This is a genomic window from Providencia sp. PROV267, assembly GCF_028477825.1.
Lineage (GTDB): Bacteria > Pseudomonadota > Gammaproteobacteria > Enterobacterales > Enterobacteriaceae > Providencia > Providencia stuartii.
This window is the reverse complement of record NZ_JAMPLX010000009.1, coordinates 348,929-366,331: the sequence shown is the minus strand read 5'-3', so window position 1 is coordinate 366,331 and position 17,403 is coordinate 348,929. Positions and strand designations below refer to the sequence as shown.

Here is a 17,403-nt window from a genome sequence, read left to right as displayed (position 1 = left end):
CTAACCCCAAACCCCAAACCCCAAACCCCAAACCCCAAACCCCAAACCCCAAACCCCAAACCCCAAACCCCAAACCCCAAACCCCAAACCCCAAACCCCAAACCCCAAACCCCAAACCCCAAACCCCAAACCCCAAACCCCATCTCATACTTTATTAACCACTTTTTATCTCAGCGCATATCTCCCCCTGATTAGCTATAACCATAATTATGGTTGTTATTCTCCCTCTACAGCACAGCTATACCGAGTTTGGCACACTACATGAACCGTTATTGATAGGATGATTGATGCGTTAATTAAAGGGGGGAATTAAAGCTTCAGTGATAATGCCCTGCTTTAAACAAAATTATTTGGTCATTGAATAGATTGAGTAAATATAAAGTAGTGAGTAACAGCTCACAGGTTTGTGTGTTCCAGTATTGAGAGTGTCAAATTTATTACTAATTATTAGCTATTTCAATGTGTTAGAGGGGGTTAATAAAAAAGGTATCATTCACTGTTTTTTGCTGGGTATTGATGGGGTGAATAGGTTTAGTGGATATAAAGTAGTGAGTAACAGCTCACAGATTTGTGTGTTCAGGTATTGAGGGTATCAAATATGCTGTTAATTATTATCTATCCCAATGGATTAGGGCAGATGAGTAAAAAACTTATCACTTACTGCTTCTTTTTGATGGATATTGATAAGGTGAATGGGTTTGGTAAATATAAAGTAGTAAGTAACAGCTCATAGATTTGTGTGATCCGGTATTGAGGGTATCAAATTTGTTATTAATTATTATCTATCTCAATGGATTAGAGGGTGTTAATAAAAAGGTATCATTCACTGTTTTTTTGCTGGGTATTGATAGGGCGAATAGGTTGAGCAGATATAAAGTAGTAAGTAATAGCTCACAGGTTTGTGTGTTTCGGTATTAATCAGGATATCAAGTTAGTTGCTAAACTATTTATTTCAATGAGTTAATGAATTATTAGCAAGGGATTTATAACTCACTAATCTCTTTGCTGGGTATTGATAAGGTGAATAGGTTTGGCAAATATAAAGTAGTAAGTAACAGCTCACAGATTTGTGTGTTTCGGTATTAATCAGGATATCAAGTTAGTTGCTAAACCATTTATTTCAATGAGTTAATGAATTATTAGCAAGGGATTTATAACTCACTAATCTCTTTGCTGGGTATTGATAAGGTGAATAGATTGAGTGGATATAAAGTAGTGAGTAACAGCTCACAGGTTTGTGTGTTCCAGTATTGAGAGTGTCAAATTTATTATTAATTAATTAGCTATTTCAATGGATTAGATGGTGTTAATGAAAAAGTATCACTCACTGTTTTTTTGATGGATATTGATGAGGTGAATAGTTTGAGTGGATATAAAGTAGTAAGTAACAGCTCACAGGTTTGTGTGGTCCGGTATTGAGAGTATCAACCTTATTACTAAGCTTTAATTATACTAATGAGCGAGGCGCTTGAGTAACGTTCTGCTTTTATTCTTTTGAATGTATCTAAGATCTGTAATACATATCTTATAATTTAGATTATTTTTGTGTTATTGAGGATGTTAAAGTAACCCGTTGTTACTTAAGCTGTTTCTGTGGTTATTGATGTATTAAAGTAACTTCTTGTTACTTAGGCTGTTTTTATGGTTATTGATGTATTAAAGTAACCCCTTGTTACTTAGGCTGTTTCTATGGTTATTGAGGATATTAAAGCACTCCCTTGTTACTTAGGCTGTTTCTGTGGTTATTGATGTATTAAAGTAACTTCTTGTTACTTAGGCTGTTTCTGTGGTTATTGATGGTATTAAAGTAACCCATTGTTACTTAGGCTGTTTCTGTGGTTATTGATGTATTAAAGTAACTTCTTGTTACTTAAACTGTTTCTGTGGTTATTGATGGTATTAAAGTAACTTCTTGTTACTTAGGCTGTTTCTATGGTTATTCAAGATATTAAAGTAATCCTCCTGTTACTTAGACGGCTCTGTAGGTATTGAGAATATTATCGCTACTCACTTAGACTATTCCCAGCGGTATGCAATATCCACTCAGCCTGACGCTAGCGCCAATCAATCCCAATTACGTACGGATGGATGATGAGGGAAATATTATATCTGTATTCATTTTTATTACTCTATGCCCTTTAAAAGATAGAGCTAAGATTAAAATCAGTAAGCCAATTAAATAAACGTTATCAGCCTCAGTTCTTTATTATAGAATTTATTAATGCTAATAAAAAATAAACTGAGGGGGATTGATAACAGATAAATTTATTACTCATTAGAAATAAAATTTATATATAATTAAATATAAATTACTTAAATTGCAGTAATGGATATTTATTAATAATTAATTTAAACCAAGGCGTAAATTGGTCAGGGGTATTTTTGATTTCTGTTTGTAAGTCTGAAGGTAATACCCAGCGAATGGCAGAAACTTCATCACGATTAGGGGTTACGGCGCCATCATAATAACCAATAAAAAGGTGGTCATATTCATGTTCAATTAAGCCGCCATTGACTTCTGCATGATAAACAAAGTGGCCAACTAGTGAAATTTCGGTAGTAAAACCAAGCTCTTCCATTAATCGACGTTTAGCCGCCGCTAATGTGTCTTCGTTAGGGCGAGGATGGCTACAGCAGCTATTTGCCCATTGACCCGCAGAGTGGTATTTATGAGCAGCACGCTGTTGAATAAGTAATTCTCCCTTGGTATTAAAAATAAAAACCGAGAATGCGCGGTGTAATCTTCCCTGTTGATGGGCTAATAGTTTAGGCATAGTGCCTATAGGGTTATCTTGTCTATCAACAAGAATGATCTTTTCTTCCATTTGATTTAATCTTCCGTATTAATTATTTCATTAGTTTATCATATTATAGTTCAATTCGTGTTACTTGTAGATTTGAGCTTTTTCATTGATAAACGCTATTTATAACGACCCTAATCACATATTAGCTATGTGACTAGGGGGATTTTTTAGACTCAATTGGTTTGCTTAGCAATTATGGGGAACGTAGGTACGTTGTTATGCACATTAAATAGCGACTATTTTTGTTGTAGCACCCATACAGCAGCCTCGACACGAGATTTTAGATTCAATTTTTTCAAGAGGTGCTTCACATGAACTTTGACTGTACTTTCTGCGATATCGAGTTTGCGAGCAATCATTTTATTTGATAGCCCTTGTGCAATAAGCTCTAAGATATTGGTTTCTCTAGGCGTTAAAGATAGAAGATTATTTTCGGTTTGTGGGCGATTGTCTCTCAGTGATTCTGCCAACACGGAAGTCAACGCTGGGCTAACCACCATTTTGCCACTGGCGGCTTCTTTAAGAGCGACAATCAGCTCTTCTGGCTCCATATCTTTCAATAGATAACCATCCGCTCCGCGTTTGAGGGCGCTAACAAGGTCTTCACCGTAATTAGAAACGGTGAAAAGAATGATCCTGCCAGATAATTCCCGTTTTCTAAGCTCATCTAGGGTTTCAAAACCATTCATACCTGGCATATTGAGATCAAGAAGGATAAGGTCTGGATCTTGTTCTTCAGCAATTTTTATACCTGTAGCGCCATCACCGGCTTCACCTATCACGAGTAATGATGGCTCAAGACTGATTAATTGTTTGACGCCATTTCTTAGCATCGGATGATCATCAATCAATAAAATCGTGGATTTTTCGCTCATTATATTTGTGTTTCCCATGAATTGCTTTGCTCCAAAATGATTAAGTAACAGGTAAAGAAAAGGTGACTTGCACTTTTGTTCCACCTTGCGCTCTCGGAATGATTTCACACTCACCATTAAGGCTAAGCGCTCGCTCTCTCATAATAATTAAACCATAGTGGTTTTGTTTGCTTGGTGTAGGGGCAATACCTTCGCCATTATCTTCGATTGTAATTGTGACAACACCGGAATCTTGTTGAAGAGTAACTTGTGCCCAATTGGCGTGAGCATGCTTCAGAATATTGCTCAGCGCTTCTCGGATTATCTGTATGATATGAATCGATTGATGGGGTGAAATGCTTTTCGCTGGAATATGGTAATTCAATAAAATCTTAAATCCCATCTTCTGACTAAATTCGTTAATTGTGCTTTCCAATGACGGAAGTAGTCCAGGCTCCATTAACTTTAATCGAAACGTGGTGAGTAACTCTCTAAGCTGACTATAGGCAGTGTTAATTTCACCTCGCATTTCACTGAGCAATTGTTGGTGTTTATCTGGCAAAGATTCTGGTTGCATTTGTAAATAGCTAATTTGCATTTTTAGACAAGACAGCGATTGGGCGATCGAATCGTGTAGCTCCCTTGCGATAGCAGAGCGTTCATCCATAATGAGTAATTGTTGCTGTTGCTCTATTTGATGTTCCATCGCTAGCATGCCTGAAATTTGTTTTACTAGCATAAGAACCAAGTTATTTTGTTCCTCAGAAATATCTTCATTGTTCTCAATTTCCGCAGAAATGACACCATAACGGTGCATATTATCGGATAGCTCCCATAATAATGTTTTGGGATGATGAACAATATCTTTGGGAATAAATGACGGATCTTCGGATAGCGGATCATTTGAAGTACAACAAATTTCATGAAAGTATTTTTCATTGCTATCTTCGTAGAGCTTTAAACTCAAGTTTTTTAAACTTGTGATATTTTTGAGTTCACCAAGGACTTTTTGTAATCGTAAATCGAGCGGCTCAGTTGAATGTAGTATCTGATTTGATTGATAAAGATAAGAAAGTACACGGTTCTTGTTGCGAAGATCGGCCGTTTTTTCCGCTACTCTCGATTCGAGCTGATGATAACTTTGTGCTAACTCATCAGACATTTGATTCAAGGTTAGCCCTAAAGTATTTAACTCATCTTGTTTGTTATTATTAGGGTATCGTTGGCTAAAATCTTTTTGCCCAATCGCATGAGCCATAGAGAGGAGTTTCATCCATGGATAATAAATTTTACGTCTAAGGTGCCAAATCGTGACCATTAATAACAAAAAGACTAAGCCAATAAAGATCATCTGTGTCATGGCGACATATGCGATTTTTCGTTCTGTTTTTTCGTCAATATCATGAACGAGTTCATCCAACATATTGACAAAAGAGATCACTTCATACCGCGCATCGCTGGCAGAATTGGCCTCAGAGAGTGCAGGGCGTAAGGTTTTTAACCAAAATGTGTGTAATTCGGAGAATTTTTCAGTGAGATCTTCAGCTTTAACAACTTGAGTTAATTCTAGGCTGGATAAATCATTTTCTAGTATATCAAGGTACTCTTTGGTATGGTCATTTAAAGGAATTAAAGAAAGCAGCCGGTAGCTTTGCATTCGAAGTGAACCGGATTTATTAATCGCATGAGCGTTACCTTGCACACTGATTATCATACGATTTGAAATCGTCATTCCGATAATACCAAGGATGGCTATAAGCAACATCAATCCGATAACTTGATTAATAATTGAAAATCGACGGTGAAATACCGGCATATTCATTTCCTTCAAAATGACCTCGCAATCTACTTTTTCTTTTTTATGATGGTTATATTGTTCAGAGATTGCTTAAATTTAAATATACTACTTCAGGGTTAACCCTAAATTTCTTATCTATAGGATAGCGTAAATATCAGGATAAAAGTAATTTAAATAAATCTATTTTTATTTTGAATATTTATAGGGTTAGCTAAATATACCCCTTGTACCCCTCTAGTAGGTTGTTTATATAGTGTGCAAAACCTAACTTGAATATCTCTTGATTTAGATCAGTCTAGCTGTTCCTAAATGAACACAAACTGACCTCATAAATGCTATTTATTGGGGTGAGTTATGTCTCAACGAGAAAGTTTAAATACACGGACAAAACAATCTGGAGCGATTATTCAGGATTGGCGCCCTGAAGATACTCAGTTTTGGCAAACAACAGGGCAGCGCATTGCAAATCGCAATTTGTGGATCTCTGTACCATGTTTGTTACTCGCATTCTGTGTCTGGATGTTATTTAGTGCAGTTGCCGTTAATTTAAATAAAGTAGGATTTAATTTCACAACTGACCAACTATTTTTATTAACAGCGCTACCCTCAGTTTCGGGTGCACTTTTACGAGTACCGTATTCATTTGTTATTCCTATTTTTGGTGGCCGTCGTTGGACTGCAATTAGTACTGTTTTTCTTGTTATTCCCTGTATTTGGTTAGGGTTTGCTGTTCAAAATCCAACAACACCTTATAGTGTTTTTGTCATTATTTCATTGCTATGTGGTTTCGCTGGGGCCAATTTTGCGTCCAGTATGGCAAATATCAGTTTCTTCTTCCCTAAATCACGTCAAGGAGGAGCGCTTGGGCTAAATGGTGGCCTTGGTAATTTAGGGGTGAGCGTAATGCAGTTAGTTGCGCCATTTATTGTTGGTATTGGCGTATTCTCTTTTATGGGGGGAGCAGGCATACCACAGGCTGATGGCTCTGTGTTATGGCTAGAAAATGCTGCATGGATTTGGGTACCTTTCTTATTATTTTTCACCGTGATGGCTTGGTTTGGCATGAATGATTTGGCAGCTAACAGAGCATCGTTAACGGCACAACTTCCTGTACTCAAAAGAGCCCATCTTTGGATCTTAAGTTTTCTTTATCTCGCGACCTTTGGGTCTTTCATTGGCTTTTCTGCAGGGTTTGCGATGCTGTCTAAGACGCAATTTCCTGACGTCATCATCTTAAAGTTCGCCTTTTTTGGGCCATTACTCGGCGCACTTGCCCGCCCTGCCGGAGGTATGCTGTCTGATCGCTTTGGCGGCGTAAAAGTGACGATGATTAACTTTATTGTGATGGCTATTTTCTCTGGATTGCTGTTCTTCACACTACCAACTCAAGGTCAGGGCGGCTCCTTTATCGCGTTTTACGCGGTATTTATGGTGCTGTTTTTAACGGCGGGATTAGGTAGTGGCTCAACATTCCAAATGATCGCAGTTGTTTTTCGCAAGCTAACTATTGATCGCGCCTTGTCTCTTGGGGCTTCAGAACAAGATGCACAAAAGCAAGCGGTGACAGAGAGCGCGGCAGCATTAGGTTTTATTTCCGCTATTGGGGCAATCGGTGGGTTCTTTATTCCAAAAGCATTTGGAACCTCTTTAACACTGACAGGTTCACCCGCTGGTGCGATGAAAGTTTTCTTCGTGTTCTATGTCTCTTGTGTGTTTATCACATGGTTAGTTTATGGGCGTAAGCACAAATAATAACAACCAATAAATACGATTTAAGCAATGTATGACGCCTGTCGGCGTCTCTTTGGAGGCAATCCGAATGAGCAAATTTTTAGACCGATTTCGTTATTTCAAACAGCTTGGCGAGACTTTTTCAGGCGATCACGGACAAGAGTTGAACGTCAATCGTGATTGGGAAAATGGTTATCGTAGCCGTTGGCAGCACGATAAAATTGTGCGCTCGACACATGGCGTAAACTGTACAGGGTCATGTAGTTGGAAGATATATGTCAAAAATGGTTTGGTAACATGGGAAACGCAACAAACAGATTACCCACGTACACGCCCTGACCTACCTGATCATGAACCAAGAGGCTGCCCGCGTGGAGCGAGTTACTCATGGTATCTTTACAGCGCTAATCGGGTGAAATATCCAATGGTTCGTAAGCGCTTACTAAAATTATGGCGTGAAGCGAAAGCAGAACATCAAGATCCTGTAAAGGCTTGGTTTTCTATTATCAATGATCCACAAAAAGCACAAAGCTATAAGCAAGCTCGTGGGCGCGGCGGCTTTGTACGCTCAAGCTGGCAGGAAGTAAATGAGCTGATAGCCGCAGCTAATGTCACAACGATTAAAGAGTTTGGCCCTGACCGTATTATTGGTTTCTCTCCAATACCCGCAATGTCGATGGTTTCTTATGCTTCAGGCGCAAGATATTTATCGCTGATTGGTGGTGTTTGCCTCAGTTTCTACGATTGGTATTGTGATTTACCGCCATCTTCACCGATGACTTGGGGTGAACAAACGGATGTACCAGAATCGGCGGATTGGTATAACTCCTCCTATATCATTGCATGGGGTTCTAATGTGCCTCAAACGCGTACTCCGGATGCGCATTTCTTTGCTGAAGTACGTTACAAAGGTACGAAAACGGTCGCAGTCACACCTGATTATGCCGAAATAGCTAAATTGTGTGACCACTGGTTGAATCCTAAACAGGGTACAGACAGTGCAATGGCGATGGCGATGGGGCATGTGATCCTTAAAGAATTCCATATCGAACGCCAAGCTGAGTATTTTCGTGAGTATGTACGTACTTACTCCGATATGCCAATGTTGGTTATGTTGGATAAACGTGAAGACGGAACATATGCTGGCGGTAGAATGTTACGAGCCGCCGATTTGGTTGATTCTCTGGGCGAAGAGAAAAATGCTGAGTGGAAAACCATTGCTATTGATGAAGCAACAGGGGCGTTATGTGTTCCTCAAGGTTCAATGGGGTTCCGCTGGGATGATAGTCGCAAATGGAACCTTGAGCCTCGTAAAGCGGATGATGGGCAAGAGTTCAAAATGCAGCTTAGCCTCTTGGATGGATGCGATGAGGTTGTCGAGGTTGGTTTCCCTTACTTTGGTGGCTTAGAAAGCGAACATTTCCAAAATGTTGAGCTTAAAGACGTGCTGTTACATAAACTGCCCGTAAAACGTATTCAATTGGCGGATGGTAGCGACGCTTTGGTGACCACTGTTTATGATTTGATACTCGCGAACTATGGTATTGAACGTGGTTTAGGCGATGAGAATTGTGCCGCAGATTACGATGATATGAAGGCATACTCCCCTGCATGGGCGGAGAAAGTGACGGGGGTTAGCCGTCAAAATATCATCCGGATTGCACGGGAATTTGCGGATACGGCAGAAAAAACGCATGGACGCTCTATGGTGATTGTTGGTGCAGGTATCAACCACTGGTATCACATGGATATGACCTATCGCGCTATTATTAATATGTTAGTGTTCTGTGGCTGTATAGGACAAAGTGGTGGTGGTTGGTCACACTATGTCGGACAAGAAAAATTACGTCCACAAACGGGTTGGCTGCCTCTTGCTTTTGGCTTAGATTGGCAACGTCCACCGCGCCATATGAATAGCACCTCATTTTTCTACAATCATTCAAGCCAATGGCGCTATGAAACAGTCAAGACGGAAGAGCTATTATCCCCATTAGCCGATAAAAAAGCATTTAGCGGCTCTCTTATTGATATGAATGTGCGCGCAGAGCGCATGGGATGGTTACCTTCCGCACCACAATTAAACGTTAACCCTATTACGATTGCTAAACAAGCCGAAAGTGCAGGTATGTCGGCGGTAGATTACACGGTTAACCAATTGAAAGAAGGGAATATTCGCTTTGCTGCGGAGCAACCCGATAGCCCACAAAACTTTCCGCGTAACCTATTTATTTGGCGTTCGAACCTACTTGGCTCAGCCGGTAAAGGCCATGAATATTTATTGAAATACCTATTAGGTACTGAAAATGGTATTCAGGGGCTTGATTTAGGACAACAAGGAGAAGTGAAGCCTGAAGAGGTTGAATGGGCAGATAAAGCGGCAGAAGGAAAAGTCGACTTAGTCGTAACCCTCGACTTTAGAATGTCGAGTACCTGTTTGTTCTCGGACGTGGTTCTACCAACCGCAACGTGGTATGAAAAAGACGATATGAATACTTCGGATATGCATCCATTTATTCATCCATTGTCTGCGGCGGTTGATCCTGCTTGGGAATCGAAAAGCGATTGGGAAATTTATAAAGGGATTGCTAAAGCATTCTCAGAAGTCAGCGTAGGTCACCTCGGGAAAGAAACCGACGTTGTTACGCTGCCAATCCAGCACGACAGTGCCGCTGAAATGGGGCAACCTTTCGATGTGCGTGATTGGAAAAAAGGCCAATGCGAATTGATCCCAGGGAAAACGGCACCGCACATTATGACGGTTGAGCGTGATTATCCATCGACCTATGCACGTTATACCTCACTTGGTCCTTTGATGGATAAGCTCGGTAATGGCGGTAAAGGGATCAGTTGGAATACGCAAGATGAAATAGACTTCCTGAAAAAACTGAATAAAACCCAACCTAGTGGCGTTAATCAAGGACGGCCGAAGATTGAAACTGCTATTGATGCTGCGGAAGTTATCTTAACGTTAGCACCAGAAACCAACGGGCAGGTGGCAGTGAAAGCGTGGGATGCTTTAGGTAAAGTCACAGGCCGTGATCATACCCATTTAGCACGCTATAAAGAGGATGAAAAAATCCGTTTCCGCGACATTGTTGCGCAGCCACGTAAAATCATCTCTAGTCCCACATGGTCAGGCTTGGAAGATGAGCATGTGTCTTACAATGCCTGTTATACCAATGTTCATGAAATGATCCCTTGGCGTACCTTAAGTGGTCGTCAACAGTTATATCAGGATCATGAGTGGATGAGAGCTTTTGGTGAAAGCCTTGTGGTTTATCGTCCTCCTATTGATACCCGTGCGGCCCAACCGTTGATGGGGAAAAAGCCAAATGGTTTCCCTGAAAAGGCGCTTAACTTCTTAACGCCGCATCAAAAATGGGGGATCCACTCCACATATAGTGACAATTTACTGATGCTAACGCTGGGTCGAGGCGGACCGATTGTCTGGTTAAGTGAAGAAGATGCCCGCCAGTTAGGTATTGAAGACAACGATTGGGTAGAAGCCTTCAACAGCAACGGGGCGTTGACCGCGAAAGCCGTGGTGAGCCAGCGTATTCCTGATGGCATGATCATGATGTATCACGCGCAAGAACGCTTGATTAATTTGCCAGGCTCCGAAATTACGGCGCAGCGCGGCGGGATCCATAACTCAGTGACCCGCGTCTGCCCTAAACCGACCCACATGATTGGTGGTTATGGGCATTTAGCATATAGCTTCAACTACTATGGCACCGTGGGCTCTAACCGCGATGAATTTGTGGTGGTACGTAAAATGAAGCAGGTCGATTGGCTTGATGGTGAGCAAGATGGCTATCAGCAGGCGCTGAGCGGAAAGGAGAAAGCATAATGAAAATTCGTTCTCAAGTCGGCATGGTATTGAACCTCGACAAATGTATTGGTTGTCATACCTGTTCAGTGACCTGTAAGAATGTCTGGACCAGCCGTGAAGGCGTTGAATATGCTTGGTTTAATAACGTCGAAACGAAACCAGGTATCGGTTATCCCCATAATTGGGAAGATCAGGAAAAATGGAAGGGCGGCTGGATCCGTAATATCAAAGGTAAATTAGTGCCGCGTATGGGCAACCGAGTCGGGGTACTTTCAAAGATCTTCGCTAACCCAGATGTTCCTGCTCTGGATGATTACTATGAACCATTTGATTATGACTACAGTCATTTAAAAAATGCTAAAGAAGGGCAACATGTGCCAACGGCTCGCCCACGCTCATTAATTACTGGGCAGCGTATGAGCAATGTCAATATGGGGCCAAATTGGGAAGATGATCTTGGTGGCGAATTTAGCAAACGCGCACACGATAAGAACTTTGAGCATATTCAAAAAGAGATGTATGGGCAATTTGAAAATACATTCATGATGTATTTGCCGCGCTTATGTGAGCACTGTTTGAACCCAGCTTGTGTGGCGACTTGCCCGAGTGGTGCTATCTATAAACGTTCAGAAGATGGCATTGTCTTGATTGACCAAGATAAGTGTCGTGGTTGGCGAATGTGCTTAACAGGCTGTCCATACAAGAAAATTTACTTCAATTGGAAAAGTGGTAAATCAGAAAAATGTATTTTCTGCTATCCACGCATTGAGTCTGGTATGCCGACAGTGTGCTCTGAAACCTGTGTTGGGCGCATCCGTTATTTAGGCGTGCTGCTATACGATGCCGATAAGATTGAGCAAGCGGCGAGTGTAGAAAAAGAAACCGACCTATATCAAAGCCAACTTGATGTATTCCTTAACCCACATGATCCACATGTGATAGAAGAAGCACAAAAACAAGGGATCCCTCTGAGTGTGATCGACGCTGCTCAAAAGTCTCCTGTTTATAAAATGGCGATGGAGTGGAAGCTTGCATTGCCATTGCACCCAGAGTATCGAACTTTACCGATGGTGTGGTATGTGCCGCCTTTGTCACCCATCCAATCCGTTGCGGATGCAGGTATGTTGGCGAGCAATGGTGTCTTACCTGATGTTGAAAGTTTACGTATCCCAGTACAGTACCTAGCGAATTTATTAACCGCTGGAGATGTCGAGCCAGTATTGCTTGCACTAAAACGTATGTTAGCGATGCGTCACTATAAACGGGCTGAAACAGTAGAAAATCAATGTGACACCAGTGCACTAGAACAAGTTGGTCTAACAGAAGCTCAGGCACAAGAGATGTATCGTTATTTGGCAATAGCGAACTACGAAGACCGCTTTGTGATCCCATCAAGCCATCGTGAGTTAGCGCGAGAAGCTTTCCCAGAAGCGAAAGCGTGTGGCTTTAGCTTTGGCGATGGCTGTCATGGCAGCGATAGCAAGGTGAATTTGTTTAATAGTCGCCGTATCGATGCGATAGATGTGACACCAAAAACATCGCAGGAGAAAACATTATGATGTCGTTGAAAGTGATTTCGCGCTTACTTGACTACCCAAGTGAAGCGTTATGGCAGCATCGTGATGAGCTTATCGAGGCGCTAGAGCAAGCGAATGAGTTGCCATTTACCCAAGCCGTTCAACTGATGATGTTTGTGCGCGAATACCTTGATGAAGATCTGTTAGACATGCAAGCACAATATTGCGAGCTATTTGATAGAGGACGCGCAACTTCCTTGTTGCTATTTGAACATGTGCATGGGGAGTCTCGTGATAGAGGGCAAGCAATGGTTGATTTGATGGCGCAGTATCAACAGCAAGGATTGCAGATTGATTGCCGCGAATTACCGGACTATTTACCGATTTATTTGGAATATTTAACGGTATTAACCCCCGACCAAACCCGTGAAGGCTTAAGCGATATTGCGCCAATTTTGGCGCTATTGGGTGAAAGATTGAAACAACGCCAAAGCCGATTCGGTGTGTTATTTGACCTTCTTTTGACGCTATCGGCGACTGCTATCGAAACTAGCCAATTGAGTGGGCAAGTCGCAGCGGAAGCACGAGATGATACGCCAGAGGCATTGGATGCTGTTTGGGAAGAGGAGCAAGTGAAATTCTTTACCGATGAAAAAAGTTGCGCGAGTGAAGTGACGGCTCATCAACATCGCTTTGCAAACGCGGTTGTGCCTCAATATTTGGATCTTGATGCGGGCTATAATGCGGGAGTTCAAAAATGAATTTTATCAATCAATTCTTCTTCGATATTTACCCCTACATTGCCGGTACTGTGTTTATTGTCGGTAGCTGGTTACGTTATGACTATGGGCAATATAGCTGGCGAGCTGGTTCAAGCCAAATGCTTGATAAAAAGAATATGCGCTTAGCGTCCAATTTGTTCCATGTCGGGATCATTGGTGTCTTTTTGGGGCATTTTTTCGGTATGTTAACCCCGCATTGGGTATATGAGTCTTTCTTGCCAATGCATATTAAGCAATTGATGGCGATGATTGGTGGGGGCGTATGTGGGCTAATGGTACTGATAGGTGGAGCGATGTTATTAAAGCGCCGCTTAACGAATCCGCGTGTCAGAGCTACTTCATCCTTTGGCGATATTATGATCTTAACCTTACTGGTAATACAGGTCTGTTTAGGGTTACTGACTATTCCATTCTCTGCTCAGCATATGGATGGTAGTGAAATGTTGAAATTGGTAGGGTGGGCACAATCGGTTGTCACCTTCCATTGGGGGGCGTCACAATACCTCGAAGGAGTTGGAATTGTCTTTAAGTTACACCTTGTTTTAGGAATGACGCTATTTTTGTTATTCCCATTCTGCCGTTTAGTGCATATCTGGAGTGCGCCAATAGAGTATATTACGCGCCGTTACCAGCTAGTGAGAAATCGTCACTAAAAATATGGCCTTGCAAATGAAGGCAAGGTCAGCTCGTGTTCTTGTGTAAACAACAAATATTGCTAATGTAGCAACCCCATATCATCGATATGGGGTTTTTTGCTTCTTTAGGCGCTTAAACGTGTTTTGACTTGTTTGGCTAAAGTGATAAGCAAAACGAGTATAATGCCCACGATTAACCCAAAAATAAGGTTTGCCAATGAAGGCGTAATGAATTGCATTACCTTACCAATTGCAGGTGTTAATGATAGCGCTAGGGCTAACTCTTCTATCCAATAATAGACTGTTGTTATACCATGAGTCAGAATACCGCCTCCGACCATAAACATGGCAGCTGTGCCGACAACGGATAAGGTTTTCATTAGGTAAGGCGTGGCGTAAATAAGCCATGTACCTAATTTGCTTAACCAAGCAGAAGCCTTTTTCTGTAAATAGAATCCGAGATCATCCAGTTTGACAATACCTGCCACTAGCCCATAAACCCCAATTGTCATAACAATCGCAATAATGGAAAGAACAATAACTTGGTTCATAAAGGTTGTTGCAGAAACGATACCGAGTGTGATCGCAATAATTTCAGCGGATAACACAAAATCCGTACGTACTGCTCCTTTGATTTTGCTTTTCTCAAATGCCGCCAGCTCTTCCGGCGACATGACGGCTTTTTGTTCCCTTTTTTCATGGTGTTCTTGGGCGGAATGGAGATATTTGTGCATTAATTTTTCTGCGCCCTCAAAACACAGGTAAGCCCCACCAATCATCAGTAAAGGCGTCACGGCCCAAGGTATGAAGGCACTGATCAATAAGGCGAGCGGAACCAATATCAGTTTATTGATAAAAGAGCCTTTTGCTACGGCCCATACCACAGGGATTTCTCGTTCTGCTCGAACCCCTGTGACTTGTTGGGCATTTAAGGCGAGATCGTCACCTAATACACCGGAGGTTTTTTTCGCGGCCATTTTTGTCATTACAGAAACGTCATCTAATACGGCTGCAATGTCATCAAGTAAAGCAAGTAAGCTACTTCCTGCCACAGAGTGATCCTTTTTGTCTAATTTAAGGTGTGTTTAATGTTAATTAGGCTGATATTGCGATAATTAGTTCACCTTTCGGTAGGTAAATAAATCCGATTTAGAAGGAATCTATGTCTGTAAGCCAAGAGATGGAGGCTCCACTTTTTAATTGTGAATTTTTTATGACAGTGGAACCAATATATATATTTTCTCTCTAATCATCTAAATTACCGTGTTTAGATGAGTTTTAAAAAGTATCGTTTGAACAAAATAATAGCAGAAAGTGACCAAGGAAGGTGGCTTTCGAATGAATGGTTTAATAAGGTTAATACATGTCTCCTGCACCTGTTTTGAGTATTGTCGTTGCCGTTTATAATGGTGAAAAGTTTCTTCCTCATTTTTTTGATAGCTTATTAGCGCAAAATCTGAGTAATTGGGAATTAATCGTCGTAAACGATGGTTCAAAAGATAACAGTGAGGCGGTGATCCGCCAGTATCAAGATAAATTCAGTCACTTTACATTATTAACGCAAGACAATCAGGGGGTTTCTGTCGCACGTAATACCGGCATGGCAGAAGCGCGAGGGAAATATATCACTTTCCCTGATATTGATGACGAAATTAGTCCTAAAATGTATGGTCGCTTGTTAGAAATTGCGTTGGCGGGAGATTTGGATGTAGCCACCTGTAACGGAACATATATTTACACTAATGGTGATGCACCAAAAGCGATTTTTCCACCCAATAAAGTACCATCAACAGGTGTGATTAGTGGCCCTGAATGGCTGGAAATTGGTTTAAGTTCACGTAAATTTTTACATGTGACTTGGTTGAATCTTTATCGTTTGGATTTAATTCGCCAGCATAACTTTTCCTTTGAACCTAAATTGCACCATCAAGATATTCCATGGACTACGGAATTACTGCTGGTGGCGAAGCGAGTTCAATTTATTAATGAGCAATATTACGATTATCTGATCCATAATCAGTCGGTTTCCCACTCCTTGCAAGGGGATGAACGGTCTATTCGTAAGATAAATACCTATTTGAAAATCATTGATATGCTGTTGGATATCTATAAGCGCTATCCGAAACAGGTTGAACAGGCGCCAGCGTGTTTATGGCAGGTCGGTAAAGAAGGGCTTGGGATTACTCAAGCCATACTTGCCATTAAATCACCGGAAACACAGCGAGATGTCGCCCGCATGTTTTTTGAGAAAGGTTATTGGGATGTGATCTGGTCTCATGCGACGACGATCAAGTTAAAATGGCGTTTGATCCGTCGTTACACTAAGTTGAAAGCTATCGCTAAATAATCGCTAAAGGGTAGCGAATGGAAACATTGGCTACCCTTGTTTTGAAAAGGCCTAATTAGGTAATCTTTTCAATGAATCAATAAACAATTCCCACAATCTAGCATTATCCAATCGAGTCGCAACTTGCGTATGGCAGTCGCTAGCTGGCGGATGCCGGAAATCAGTGACAGTCATCCCTGTGGTCAGTGCCCCTTGTAATTCAATATTTACCGGCGCTTTTTGGGTTGTGATTAATGTTGGATCAATAACATAAGCAACAGCGCAAGGGTCATGCACAGGGGCGTGCTCATTGGTTCCATTACGTTGGCGATATCCCGCAGTGTAGTAACTTAATGAGTCCACGACAAACTGGCTTATCGGTGTATTGAGTGCGGCGATATCGGCCATAATTTTGTCTGTCGGCCTTGCTTGGTGTGTTAAATCGAGGCCTACCATGGTGAGTGGCCAGCGTTCATTAAACACAATATGAGCAGCTTCTGGGTCGATAGCAATATTGAATTCGGCGACCGCAGAACGATTTCCGGTGTGGTAGCCTCCTCCCATTAAAACCACTTCTTTAACTAAATCGACGATCTCAGGCGCTTTTCTTACAGCAAGGGCAATATTAGTTAGCCCCGCAGTAGGAACGAGTGTGACCGTTTTAGGTGGATGGGATTTTAGGGTATCTATGATGAGATCAACGGCATGGCGCTTATCGAGTGGCTGTGTAGGGGAAGGAAGATGGGTGCCATCAAGGCCACTTATACCATGTACTTCTGCCGCATTTTGGATATTACGTATTAGTGGGCGAGGACAGCCTGCTGCAATAGGGATTTGTTTTCCACCAGCGAATTCAGTGATGGCTTGAGCGTTGTGGGTGACTTTATCTAACGTTTGATTACCGACGACAGTAGTAATTGCTAGCACATCGATATCAGGATGCCCTAATGCCAATAGAATTGCCATTGCATCATCATGGCCGGGGTCGCAGTCTAAAATGATTTTCTTTTGTGGCATTTTTCTCTCCTAAAGTTGGCAGGAAAATGGTTAAGCATGAATGTATTAAGGAATGAGCTTAACCATAGGATCCATTGCTAATTGAGTCTATCTAAGCGTGTTATTAA

At 41.5% G+C, this 17,403-nt stretch carries 12 protein-coding genes; 7 read left to right on the top strand and 5 right to left on the bottom strand.

All coding sequences use genetic code 11. The annotated features are described in order from the left end of the window. Positions 1-598: 598 nt before the first annotated feature. Positions 599-733, top strand: coding sequence for a hypothetical protein (locus PR709_RS08585; RefSeq protein ID WP_004916339.1), 135 nt, complete (start codon positions 599-601; stop codon positions 731-733). 1,576 nt (positions 734-2,309) lie between these two features. Here the strand turns inward: PR709_RS08585 and idi are convergent. The 3 genes from idi to narX form a co-directional block, all read right to left on the bottom strand. Then, entirely contained in the window at positions 2,310-2,825 is a 516-nt protein-coding gene (gene idi, locus PR709_RS08580) for an isopentenyl-diphosphate Delta-isomerase (RefSeq protein WP_004923075.1), read from the bottom strand. A 215-nt stretch (positions 2,826-3,040) separates the two neighbouring features. Then, positions 3,041-3,679, bottom strand: coding sequence for a two-component system response regulator NarL (gene narL / locus PR709_RS08575; RefSeq protein WP_014656853.1), 639 nt, complete (start codon positions 3,677-3,679; stop codon positions 3,041-3,043). A 40-nt stretch (positions 3,680-3,719) separates the two neighbouring features. Beyond that, positions 3,720-5,474, bottom strand: a complete 1,755-nt coding sequence (gene narX / locus PR709_RS08570) for a nitrate/nitrite two-component system sensor histidine kinase NarX (protein ID WP_014656852.1) — start codon at positions 5,472-5,474, stop codon at positions 3,720-3,722. A gap of 336 nt (positions 5,475-5,810) precedes the next feature. Between narX and PR709_RS08565 the strand changes: the two genes are divergently transcribed. The 5 genes from PR709_RS08565 to narI all read left to right on the top strand — a co-directional run bounded on the left by PR709_RS08565 (position 5,811) and on the right by narI (position 13,971). Next, positions 5,811-7,208 (top strand): NarK family nitrate/nitrite MFS transporter, encoded by a 1,398-nt coding sequence (locus PR709_RS08565; RefSeq protein WP_272570859.1) that lies wholly within the window; start codon positions 5,811-5,813, stop codon positions 7,206-7,208. Between the two features lie 67 nt (positions 7,209-7,275). Continuing rightward, positions 7,276-11,037, top strand: a complete 3,762-nt coding sequence (locus PR709_RS08560) for a nitrate reductase subunit alpha (RefSeq protein WP_036941951.1) — start codon at positions 7,276-7,278, stop codon at positions 11,035-11,037. Next, on the top strand, positions 11,037-12,578 hold the full coding sequence (gene narH, locus PR709_RS08555; protein WP_004926510.1) for a nitrate reductase subunit beta: 1,542 nt from the start codon (positions 11,037-11,039) through the stop codon (positions 12,576-12,578). Before PR709_RS08560 ends, narH begins: the two co-directional genes overlap by 1 nt. Further along, positions 12,575-13,297, top strand: coding sequence for a nitrate reductase molybdenum cofactor assembly chaperone (gene narJ / locus PR709_RS08550; protein ID WP_040132754.1), 723 nt, complete (start codon positions 12,575-12,577; stop codon positions 13,295-13,297). Before narH ends, narJ begins: the two co-directional genes overlap by 4 nt. Further along, the gene (gene narI / locus PR709_RS08545; protein ID WP_004926515.1) at positions 13,294-13,971 is read left to right on the top strand and encodes a respiratory nitrate reductase subunit gamma; all 678 of its coding nucleotides are present in this window, start codon (positions 13,294-13,296) and stop codon (positions 13,969-13,971) included. Before narJ ends, narI begins: the two co-directional genes overlap by 4 nt. A 107-nt stretch (positions 13,972-14,078) precedes the next feature. Here narI and PR709_RS08540 read toward each other — a convergent pair whose 3' ends face one another. Continuing rightward, the gene (locus tag PR709_RS08540) at positions 14,079-15,005 is read right to left on the bottom strand and encodes a DUF808 domain-containing protein (RefSeq protein ID WP_004926518.1); all 927 of its coding nucleotides are present in this window, start codon (positions 15,003-15,005) and stop codon (positions 14,079-14,081) included. A gap of 311 nt (positions 15,006-15,316) precedes the next feature. Between PR709_RS08540 and PR709_RS08535 the strand changes: the two genes are divergently transcribed. Next, complete coding sequence (locus PR709_RS08535) at positions 15,317-16,300, top strand: glycosyltransferase (RefSeq protein WP_004926519.1); 984 nt, start codon at positions 15,317-15,319, stop codon at positions 16,298-16,300. Between the two features lie 51 nt (positions 16,301-16,351). Here the strand turns inward: PR709_RS08535 and uriH are convergent, their stop codons facing one another. Then, positions 16,352-17,296 (bottom strand): uridine-preferring nucleoside hydrolase UriH, encoded by a 945-nt coding sequence (uriH, locus tag PR709_RS08530; protein WP_004926521.1) that lies wholly within the window; start codon positions 17,294-17,296, stop codon positions 16,352-16,354. Positions 17,297-17,403 lie beyond the last annotated feature (107 nt).

Excerpts from the sequence above, each read along its gene's own strand:
- narL (WP_014656853.1), bottom strand. The coding sequence starts at position 3,679 with ATGAGCGAAAAATCCACGATTTTATTGATTGATGATCATCCGATGCTA.
- narH (WP_004926510.1), top strand. The coding sequence starts at position 11,037 with ATGAAAATTCGTTCTCAAGTCGGCATGGTATTGAACCTCGACAAATGT.
- PR709_RS08560 (WP_036941951.1), top strand. The coding sequence starts at position 7,276 with ATGAGCAAATTTTTAGACCGATTTCGTTATTTCAAACAGCTTGGCGAG.
- narX (WP_014656852.1), bottom strand. The coding sequence starts at position 5,474 with ATGCCGGTATTTCACCGTCGATTTTCAATTATTAATCAAGTTATCGGA.
- PR709_RS08585 (WP_004916339.1), top strand. The coding sequence starts at position 599 with ATGCTGTTAATTATTATCTATCCCAATGGATTAGGGCAGATGAGTAAA.
- narI (WP_004926515.1), top strand. The coding sequence starts at position 13,294 with ATGAATTTTATCAATCAATTCTTCTTCGATATTTACCCCTACATTGCC.
- uriH (WP_004926521.1), bottom strand. The coding sequence starts at position 17,296 with ATGCCACAAAAGAAAATCATTTTAGACTGCGACCCCGGCCATGATGAT.
- PR709_RS08535 (WP_004926519.1), top strand. The coding sequence starts at position 15,317 with ATGTCTCCTGCACCTGTTTTGAGTATTGTCGTTGCCGTTTATAATGGT.
- idi (WP_004923075.1), bottom strand. The coding sequence starts at position 2,825 with ATGGAAGAAAAGATCATTCTTGTTGATAGACAAGATAACCCTATAGGC.
- narJ (WP_040132754.1), top strand. The coding sequence starts at position 12,575 with ATGATGTCGTTGAAAGTGATTTCGCGCTTACTTGACTACCCAAGTGAA.
- PR709_RS08565 (WP_272570859.1), top strand. The coding sequence starts at position 5,811 with ATGTCTCAACGAGAAAGTTTAAATACACGGACAAAACAATCTGGAGCG.